The sequence below is a fragment of the Pseudomonas sp. GV085 genome (genome assembly GCF_003050925.1).
In the GTDB taxonomy this organism is placed as follows: Bacteria; Pseudomonadota; Gammaproteobacteria; order Pseudomonadales; family Pseudomonadaceae; genus Aquipseudomonas.
In genome coordinates, this window is the sequence record NZ_QAOV01000030.1 from 1 (window position 1) to 7,292 (window position 7,292).

General features: G+C 56.7%; 7 protein-coding genes and 1 pseudogene. 5 read left to right on the forward strand and 3 right to left on the reverse strand.

The features are described from left to right. Both C8K63_RS29815 and C8K63_RS29820 read right to left on the reverse strand, forming a co-directional pair. A partial coding sequence (locus C8K63_RS29815; RefSeq protein WP_218279808.1) for a VCBS domain-containing protein occupies positions 1 to 2,264 on the reverse strand: 2,264 nt, incomplete at its 3' end. An 89-nt stretch (positions 2,265 to 2,353) separates the two neighbouring features. Continuing rightward, complete coding sequence (locus tag C8K63_RS29820) at positions 2,354 to 2,641, reverse strand: PilZ domain-containing protein (protein ID WP_108219951.1); 288 nt, start codon at positions 2,639 to 2,641, stop codon at positions 2,354 to 2,356. Between the two features lie 204 nt (positions 2,642 to 2,845). On the opposite strand from C8K63_RS29820, the gene C8K63_RS29825 reads away from it, so the two are divergent. From C8K63_RS29825 to C8K63_RS29840, 4 genes are all read left to right on the forward strand, one after another. Further along, positions 2,846 to 3,511, forward strand: a complete 666-nt coding sequence (locus C8K63_RS29825; RefSeq protein ID WP_108219952.1) for a response regulator transcription factor — start codon at positions 2,846 to 2,848, stop codon at positions 3,509 to 3,511. Positions 3,512 to 3,650: 139 nt separating this feature from the next. After that, positions 3,651 to 4,103 carry a thiol-disulfide oxidoreductase DCC family protein gene (locus C8K63_RS29830; RefSeq protein ID WP_108219953.1) on the forward strand — a complete coding sequence of 151 codons (453 nt, stop codon included), beginning with the start codon at positions 3,651 to 3,653 and terminating at the stop codon, positions 4,101 to 4,103. Between the two features lie 97 nt (positions 4,104 to 4,200). Then, on the forward strand, positions 4,201 to 4,578 hold the full coding sequence (locus C8K63_RS29835) for a c-type cytochrome (RefSeq protein ID WP_108219954.1): 378 nt from the start codon (positions 4,201 to 4,203) through the stop codon (positions 4,576 to 4,578). A 154-nt stretch (positions 4,579 to 4,732) separates the two neighbouring features. Then, positions 4,733 to 5,440: a MarC family protein gene (locus C8K63_RS29840; protein WP_256595037.1), complete on the forward strand. Its 708-nt coding sequence runs from the start codon at positions 4,733 to 4,735 to the stop codon at positions 5,438 to 5,440. 87 nt (positions 5,441 to 5,527) lie between these two features. Here C8K63_RS29840 and C8K63_RS29845 read toward each other — a convergent pair whose 3' ends face one another. After that, entirely contained in the window at positions 5,528 to 6,301 is a 774-nt protein-coding gene (locus C8K63_RS29845; RefSeq protein WP_256357444.1) for a transporter, read from the reverse strand. Positions 6,302 to 6,688: 387 nt separating this feature from the next. Between C8K63_RS29845 and C8K63_RS31335 the strand changes: the two are divergent. After that, positions 6,689 to 7,036: pseudogene (locus tag C8K63_RS31335) on the forward strand (arylsulfatase); the annotation flags it as partial. Between the last annotated feature and the right edge of the window lie 256 nt (positions 7,037 to 7,292).

Sequence of the window (7,292 nt, forward strand, 5' to 3'; positions counted from 1 at the left end):
ACGGGCGCGTCGTTGCTGCCGGTGACGGTGACGGTCACCAGCTGGGTGGCCACGCCGCCCAGGCCGTCGCTGACTTGCACCGTGAACACGTCATTGTGGCTCTCGCCGGCCTTCAGCGACTGCACCGCACTGGCGACCCCATTGGTGCCATTGGCCAGCGTGTAGATCCACTGGCCGGTGCTGTCCACCGCGATCGCGCCGTAGGTGCCCGTATTCGTACCCGCAATACTCCAGGTGGCCGTGGCGTCATGATCGATGTCGGCCGAGCTGAACTGGCCGTTCACGCTGAGCGTGGTGTCTTCCTGCACCGTGCCGGCCGCATTGCCCGTCGCGAAGCTGAGCACGGGCGCGTCGTTGCTGCCGGTGACGGTGATCGTCACCAGCTGGGTGGCCACGCCGCCCAGGCCGTCGCTGACCTGTACCGTGAACACGTCATTGTGACTCTCGCCGGCCTTCAGCGACTGCACCGCACTGGCGACCCCATTGGTGCCATTGGCCAGCGTGTAGATCCACTGGCCGGTGGTGTCGACGGCGATCGAACCGTAGGTGCCGGTTGGCGATCCATTGATGCTCCAGGTGGCCGTGGCATCGTGATCGATGTCGGCCGCGCTGAACTGGCCGTTCACGCTGAGCGTGGTGTCTTCCTGCACCGTGCCGGCCGCGTTGCCCGTCGCGAAGCTGAGTACGGGCGCGTCATTGGTCCCGGTCAGGGTGATCGTCACCGTTTGCGCTGTCGAGATCGCATTGCCCGTGCCGCTGTCGTCAGTCGCCACCACGGTGTAGGAGAAGCTGATGGTTTCACCGGCGCTCAGGAAGTCCAGGTTCTGGTTGCTGCTGTAGGTCCAGCCGGCCTGATCGACCGCGAAACCAGCCACCAGCGCCGCGGCTTGCGCCGCACCGAGGGTGCCGCCGCTCCAGACGAGGTCGTGGTTGGCGCTCTGGCTGACCGTGACGACGTCGTTGCTGTCCAGATCAGCGAAGCTCAGCGCGCCGCTGTCGCTCAGCGTGGCCGCGCCGTTGCCTTCGTTCATCGCCCCGGTCGGGTCGGTGATGGTCAGCGTCGGCCGGTCGTTGGTCCCGGTCAGGGTGATCGTTACATTCTTGGTCACCGCCGCCCCGAAATCGTCGGTCAGCGTCACCGTGAACACTTCGGTCTTGATCTGCCCTTCGGCCAGGTACTGCGCCGCGCTGTTGTTCAGCGTATAGCTCCAGCCCACGCTGCCCGCCGCGTCGCCGGTGCTCTCATTGCTGACAGTGGCCACCAGCGTACCCAGCGCCCCGGACGGCGCACTCACGCTGGCCACATGGGCGTCATCGGCCAGGTCCACGTCGCCGAAGGCGAAGCTGCCGCTGGCCACCGTGGTGCCGTCTTCGGTCACCGCACCGCTTTCGACCTCGGCCGCCGTCACCGTCGGCGCGTCATTGGTGCCGGTGATAGTGATGGTCACATTCTGCGTTACCGACGAACCATGACCATCGCTGATGGTGACCAGGTAAGTTTCGGTGACTGTCTGTCCCTGGGCCAGGTACTGCGCCGCCGCATTGTTCAGGTTATACGTCCATTGCACCGAACCGTTGGCCGCGTTCGCTGCTTCGCTTACTGGCGAGAGCACGAACGTACCAAGATAAGTAGAGTTGCCCCCCGCCGGCGCGAACGTTGCCATGTGCGTGTCGCTCAGGTCGACGTCGTCAAAGACAATCGTGCCGCTGGCTGTCTGCAAGTCGGTCGTGCTCGCCGTGGTCCCGGCGTCTTCGGTCACCGTGCCGGCCTGCGCGCCAAGGCTGATCGTCATACCATCATTCACGCCCGAAAACTGTACCGTCGCAGTGGCCCAACTGAGCGTTCCGTTGCCGAGACGAATCGCATAGGTAAAACTGTCCGTCAGGAGCTCGCCAGTAGCCAGCGCCTGGAGTTGTGCCTTGAAAGCATCTGAAAAAGTAGCGGCGTCGTAGCCGACCTTGCCGTCCGAGGTGATCCAGATTTTTGCACCGTTCTCGCTGGTGTCAGAACTCGTCGCCTCAGCCCTCGCCGTATCCTGGGCCAGGAGGTCGGCCGGAGCATAAACCTTGGTGACAGTAGAAAGACTGTCCGCGTTGTCGAGTGACCAGAGTGTCTTCGCGTTGCCACCGAGGTCATTGGACATGACGTCCCAATACACGACCCCCAACAGATTTTCAGTGGTGGTGAAGATGTCATCCTTCCCCTGCGGCGTGTTGGAAAACGAGGTAACGGTTCCGCCGCTTGTAGTTGTAGTGCTCGCCATGTCTTTCTCCCAAGAATTTCACCCTGAGCAAAAAACCGCCGTGGACCGCTAATAGCCACAAGCCGCTTCTTCCTCAACCCACGAAAACCTCATTCCACCGGCACCAGCCGGCTGGCCAGCAGCTTCACGCCCGCCCCGGTCCTGCCGCCTAGTGGCTCAATGCGCACAATTTGTCCTTGAGCCTTGAACTTCATGGGGCCGCCGGGAGTGTCGAGTTCGATCTCGAAGTCAATCAAGCTACCCACCTGCAGCTCACTATCGGTTTCGAAATACAAACCGGAGGCGCTGATGTCACGGGTAACGCCGTGGCTCCCGCCGGTCAGTTTCAGCGACAGGGTGACTTGTTCACGGGGCTCAACTCGGAATGTGCCTTTCATGGTTGCAGTCTAAAAACGACCGCTGTTTTCTACATGAGCGCGCTATCCCTTTTTTTCTGGGAGTCAATCAGCCATGAAAACAGGGCTTTACGGGACAAATGTCATGGGAGGGGGTGCCTGAAGCGCTATAGAAAAAAGCTACAGGCTGCAACGATTGCTATCATGATCAGCTAACACAGCCCGTCTAAAGAGGCAGCGACCTGCATGCCAATTCAAGTCCTGTTAGTAGCACTACCGCTCGTGGCCTGGGGTCTTGAGCGTCTGGTGGAAAGCGCTCAACCGAGATTGATGCTGGCGGGTTCGGTGTCGTCGGTGGCGCAATATCTGCTTTCACTGCATCAATACACGCCAGATGTGGTGGTGCTGGACCTGGACGGCGAGGACTGTATCGAGTCGCTGGCCGACTTGCACAGCCAGACCAACGCCAGGATTCTGGTGGTGACAGGGTCGAGCGACGTGGCGCTGCATGACAGAGCGGTGCTGGCGGGCGCACGTGGCGTGGTGGACAAGCGGGAGTCGGCATCCGCATCGACATTGCTCAAAGCCATAGAAAAAGTGCATGACGGCGAACTCTGGATTGACCGCAATGCGACCAGCCGTATCTTCCTTGAACTGGCGCGCAAGAAAGCCGAGCGCGATATAGGCCCGGAGCAACAAAAAATCGCCAAGCTAACGCGCCGCGAGCAGCAAACCATTGCATCGCTGGCTAGCGACCCCTCAGCCCCTGGCAAGTTGGTGGCCGAGAAGCTGCATATCAGCGAGCACACGCTACGCAACCATTTAACATCGATCTACAGCAAGCTGGGCCTGACGAACCGCGTAGATCTGTACGCCTATGCACACAAGCATGGCCTTTCCACAGTTGACTGAGGACTGCGGCAATACGCCTTCTGCTTACACAGAATTCAGTTGTGTTGCATCGACCGGTTGAATCCACAGCCAAATGCAGACTTTAACGCTGGCACACGGTTATGATCCGGGATAACCAGGCGCCCTTGGACCCACGCTTATGCCAGCCTCGCAAATCCGCCCCTCACCCGCGCCACTGCTCAAACCAGGAGAGACGGTGGTCCTGTTCGACGGTGTCTGCAAGCTGTGCAATGGCTGGGTGAGGTTCTTGATTCGCCATGACCGCCAGCGGCGAGTGCGGTTGGCGGCGGTTCAGTCACCCGAGGGGCAGGCTCTGCTCGCGTGGGCAGGTTTGCCCATGGATCAATTCGACACCATGGCGGTGATCCGCGACCGATACTACTGGGACCGTTCGGATGCATTTTTCGAAATCATCGCCCAGTTTTCCGCACTCTGGCGCCCCGTGAACCTGTTGCGCATCGTCCCTCGCAAACTTCGAAATTGGGCATACGACCGCATTGCGCTCAATCGTTATCGGCTCTTCGGGAAATACGACACGTGCCTGTTGCCGGAGCCTGATCATGAACAGCGCTTTTTGAAAGCGCCCCTGTGAATGCCCGCACACGCATTAACCGGATCACCCGTTGCACATCTGGCATCAGCGCCAAATGCCTGCAAACGCTGCTGATCCATCAAGGAAGATAAAAACAATGAAAATATCATTCATCGCTTCACTAGGAATTTTATCGCTAATTCAAACATCATTATCCTTCGCGGATAATGTTAATGGAAAAAATCTCTATGTACAGCGATGCACCATGTGCCACGGAATGGATCTCAAAGCAACAGGACCATTGGCTAATAAAAGCAATCCTCCTGCACCTGATCTAACAACATCCGTTTTCAAAAAACGATTGAATGATTATCCGGGCGTGATTGTATCATCGATAATACTTCGTCCAAATGGAGACTTGATTCCAAAAACTTTGCGGGAGAATGGTGTAAAGCTATCGCCGCACTCATGGAGCATTCAAGATCTGCGCGATTTAAATCAATACATGAGTGGTGTGATTTCAAAAAACCGATGATTTTTGAGGCATCCTCGGCGCTAATGGGCTTGCCTTTGAGCATGGTAAACAATATCCATCGCCCAATTCTGCCTTCATCCATTTTATGCCTCTCTGTAAACTTCCACTCCCCCCATCTCTTGGGTTTTACGGCAATGATTGAGGCGAACTGTTCTTGATCAGCTATGGTGAGTCGGTACACAACGCAATTGGCGGGTCATCAATGAATGCGTATCTCACCCTGTTTTTCGGCATGTTCACCACCCTGCTGGCAATCATCAATCCACTTGAGGCCATCCCGGTTTTCCTGGGTCTGCTGCAAGACAAAGGCGTCCCCGAGCAGCGTCACGTGGCACGCAAGGCCTGCCTTTATGCGCTACTACTGATGTTTTTCTTTCTGATTTTCGGCAACCTGCTGCTGCGTTTGTTCGAGGTTCCCCTGAGTATGATTCGGGTAGTCGGCGGGGTAATTCTGATGCGCATCGGCTTCGAACTTTTTGCCCCATCGCCCAACAGCAACCTGATTCCAAACGGTGGCAAAAGTGACCAGGACGTATCCTTCATACCCATGGCCATGCCGATCATGTTCGGCCCCGGTGCCATCGCCACAGTGATTGGCCTGACTAGCACCATTAAGGATACCGACCGCGCCATACTGCACTTTGCCGTGGTAGCACTGGCGATCTGCGCCACCATGTTCGTCACCTATCTGTCTTTGGCTTACGCCAATACCATCCTCAAAAAGATTGGCCCGCGAGGCATCGACGCCGCGACCCGGATCGTCGGTTTTTTCGTTTCGGCGATGGGTGTAGGCTTGATCTTCCACGGGACGGTAGAGTTTCTTCAGTCGTATGGGGTGCTGCTCAACGGGGTAACGAAGTAGGAATGCAAAAGCTTTGGGTTTTGCCTGGCTCCGAAAAGCAAGGAATATCCCGAGCACTCCTGACTCAATAGCCCTACAGCGTTGCATTCATTTAGGAAACAACAGCGTAAACGCTACCCGAAACCCCCAGCCTTCGGGTCCATCTTCCGGGCTGTCGGCCCAGTAACGCGGGCCGGCTTGCAGGGTCATGGGTTGATGGCCCACTTTGAACAACTGAGTGACGAACAAGTTGATCGGCACAGACCACTCCCGGGTTTGCCAATCGTAGGTGGACTCGGTATTGATACCGAAGGTGGTGTAGGTATGAGTGGTGTAGCTGAAGAAGGGTTGCAGGAACGTCTGGTTGACCTTGTCCTTGTCATCCGGCGGGCTGTTTTCCAGCGACCAGATGTGGTTGGCAAGAATACCGCGGGTCCAGCCGTCATGTTGCTTGAGCGCCACCACTGTAGGGCCCAATCCCCATTGCTCGCTACTCAGCAGTTCGTCGCTGCCGGTGGGCACCAATATGGCTGGGCCTGCTCCCCAGATCCAGCCGTTGGCGGTTTCCTGTTTGGGTGAAAAAAAGAAGCTTTGAGTGACGTCTCCCACACCTGATTTATCGGCAACCCCGCCGGGCACCAGGCCATGCTGATCGATGACGGGCAGGATGGTGCGGGAAATCAGATTCCACTCCTCGTTGAGACTGAAAGGCAGCACCGGCTGGATGTTGGTAACGCTCTGATACCCCTCACCGCTGGGGCCGAGTTTTTGGTTCCAGTTATATTGAATCGGCAAACTGTATAGCGCGGCGACCGGATTCAGGGATTGTTTGGCTAGCTCTGCCTGGCTATCGGCAGCGACGCCAGATTCAGACCAGACCATCGCCAAGGCAATAAAGCGAGCAAGCTGAAAACCTTTGTTCATTAACAGTTCCTTTCTCAGGGGGAGAGAATTGGACAATTGCATCGCTACTGTAAGGCTGAGGGTTAGCCCTAGCGCAAGTTGAGCGTAGATCAGGTTTTTGAACCGTGTTCAGAAAGAACAGTAGATGCAGTCGGGTAATTACCCGTTCAACTGGAAAACCGCACTAGACTCTACCCTGCGCCTTAACTTGTGCATGGTCATGCAGTCAGGGGGGAATGATTCTGTACGCAGTACCTAGGCTAATTACTCGGTGGTCAATGCACCAAGGGTCCATGTGATTGTGCACTCATCACCCGGTTGCCAACACGATGAAGGCACGAAAAATCACGAGATTCTCGGCGACTTGGATTTGATGGCGCGCCAACCGGTGGCCTGGCCGTAGACACTAACCTGGGATGGAAAGGCGCACTAAAATATGTGGCCACCGTGCCGCAAGTCTTTGACTTGTGGCAAGACCCGCAAGAGCGCCATGACCTTTTCATGAACAACTTTACCGAGCGCACCTGGACAATGGTGCCGATTACGGGCGCGATCATGAAGCTGATGAAAACCTGCGTCGATTACCCGCCACGCAAATTGCAAAGCATGGGTTACGAGGGGCCGATCGAGCTGTCGCAGTACCAGAAATTCCAATACGTGCGTGCCCCCCTGAAAAAAGAAGGCATCAACCTGCCTTTGCCAGCGGGCAACTGATCAATCAACTGAAAAATGGCGGTCTCATCAGGGGGGGCGCCCCTTCAATATGATGTTTGCGAGTAGTGGCTTTCTTGAAATCCTTAGCAGTCACCAATGGCTATATCGGGTCGTTTTCAGCCGGTCGTGACAGGCACAAAACGGCCAATACCCGACACTTCCCCCTGGCTCGATAGCTGGCGTTTTCGCTCCACGTACTGTCACAACCACCGCGCAAAAATCCGTCATGACATGTTATGACCTCCTGCAAAATCGG

What these genes read in the sequence shown, in the direction of transcription:
- C8K63_RS29820 (WP_108219951.1), bottom strand. Translation starts at nt 2,641, where the DNA reads ATGAAAGGCACATTCCGAGTTGAGCCCCGTGAACAAGTCACCCTGTCG.
- C8K63_RS29830 (WP_108219953.1), top strand. Translation starts at nt 3,651, where the DNA reads ATGCCAGCCTCGCAAATCCGCCCCTCACCCGCGCCACTGCTCAAACCA.
- C8K63_RS29845 (WP_256357444.1), bottom strand. Translation starts at nt 6,301, where the DNA reads ATGGTCTGGTCTGAATCTGGCGTCGCTGCCGATAGCCAGGCAGAGCTA.
- C8K63_RS29835 (WP_108219954.1), top strand. Translation starts at nt 4,201, where the DNA reads ATGAAAATATCATTCATCGCTTCACTAGGAATTTTATCGCTAATTCAA.
- C8K63_RS29825 (WP_108219952.1), top strand. Translation starts at nt 2,846, where the DNA reads ATGCCAATTCAAGTCCTGTTAGTAGCACTACCGCTCGTGGCCTGGGGT.